At 39.7% G+C, this 1,453-nt stretch carries 1 protein-coding gene; it reads left to right on the forward strand.

The window, feature by feature from the left end; genetic code table 11:
- Nucleotides 1–110: 110 nt before the first annotated feature.
- Nucleotides 111–1,445, forward strand: a complete 1,335-nt coding sequence (locus VB714_RS07295; protein WP_323222604.1) for an IS4 family transposase — start codon at nucleotides 111–113, stop codon at nucleotides 1,443–1,445.
- Nucleotides 1,446–1,453: the final 8 nt, after the last annotated feature.

Raw genomic sequence — 1,453 nt, forward strand, 5'->3', positions numbered from 1 at the left:
CATTGGTGTCAACTTAAGGGGAGAAAGCGAAAAACAAAAGGAATCGGAAAAAACCAATGAGAAAGAGAAAGAGAGGGTAAGATCGAGAAATCACCAGAGAAGAAAGAATGATGAAAAAGCGCTCAAAGCAACGGCCAAGAAAAGAAGGAAACCCAGATTTACGCCGTCAGCGTCAAACCCCAGCATTAGAAATTCCTCAACTGGTAGAAGAACTGAAAGAATATCTAAACCCTTGCTTATTTACACCGTTAAAATATGTGCCAGGGAATCATGATAAACTGATGAGAGAGCGGCTCTTAACACTCCCTGTTATGGTGGCATTAGTTTTAAGTCTAGTCTATCGACAAATTGCCGGATTAAGTGATGCAGTGAGAGTGTTAAAAGAAGAAGGACTGCTCTGGGTAAAACCGTTAAAAGTTAGTAAACAAGCCCTATCCAAAAGATTAATGAACTTCCCGGCAGAAATCTTTGCCGTCCTCCTTAAAAAGGTGTTAGAAAAAAGAAGAGAAAATGCGGCAGAAATTCCCCTAGAAAAGCAATGGGAAACTGTTAGGAAAAGATTTAGCGTTCTGTGGATAGCTGATGGCTCAACCCTAGAACAGCTCCGGAAAAGGCTAAAAATAGCTCCAAAAGAATCTGGAGAACTTGCCGGAAAAATGATGGTGATAGTGGAAGCCTTAACCCAAATTCCCGTGACAGTATGGTATGAAGAAAACTCTAGATGTAATGATAAAATTTGGTGTCAAGAATTATTAGAAGCTCTCCCCAAATCCGGATTATTGATTATTGATTTGGGTTTTTTTTGTTTTGGCTGGTTTGACCAATTTACCCAGGAAAATAAGTTTTTTCTCACCCGCATGAGAGCCAAAACCGCTTATCAGAGTCAACGAGTTCTTTCTCGTGGAGCTTATTATCGTGATGAAATCATTCATTTGGGAAAATACCGTTCCAATCCTTGTCATCATCCCGTTCGATTAGTTTCTGTACTTTGGGGTAAAACTTGGTATTATTATCTAACTAATGTTCTTGATGATGAGCAACTTTCTCCTCAAGAAGTTTGTGATTTATATCGGAGAAGGTGGAAAATTGAAGAAGCCTTTTCCTTAACTAAACGACTTTTAGGATTGGCTTATCTTTGGGTTGGTCATACCAATGGCGTACAAATTCAAATTCTGGCTACTTTGATTTTTTACACGGTTTTAAATCAATTGGTTGGAGAGGTAGCGATCGCATTGCATCAACCCAAAGAAAAAATCTCGGTGGAAATGGTTTTTCGTAGTTTATATTATGTCGCTAAAGCTGTGCTTCGTGGTGAAAACCCTGATGTTGTCACCTATCTGGCTGAACGCGCCAAGCTCTTTGGTCTGATTAAAGCCGAGAGAAAACGACATCGAGAAAAAGATGCTATCTCTCGGCAAATTTGGGAACCTGTTCCCTTAAGTTGACACCAATG

It is taken from the genome of Spirulina sp. 06S082, from assembly GCF_034932145.1.
Classification (GTDB): Bacteria; Cyanobacteriota; Cyanobacteriia; order Cyanobacteriales; family Spirulinaceae; genus CCY15215.

What these genes read in the sequence shown, in the direction of transcription:
- VB714_RS07295 (WP_323222604.1), top strand. Translation starts at nt 111, where the DNA reads ATGAAAAAGCGCTCAAAGCAACGGCCAAGAAAAGAAGGAAACCCAGAT.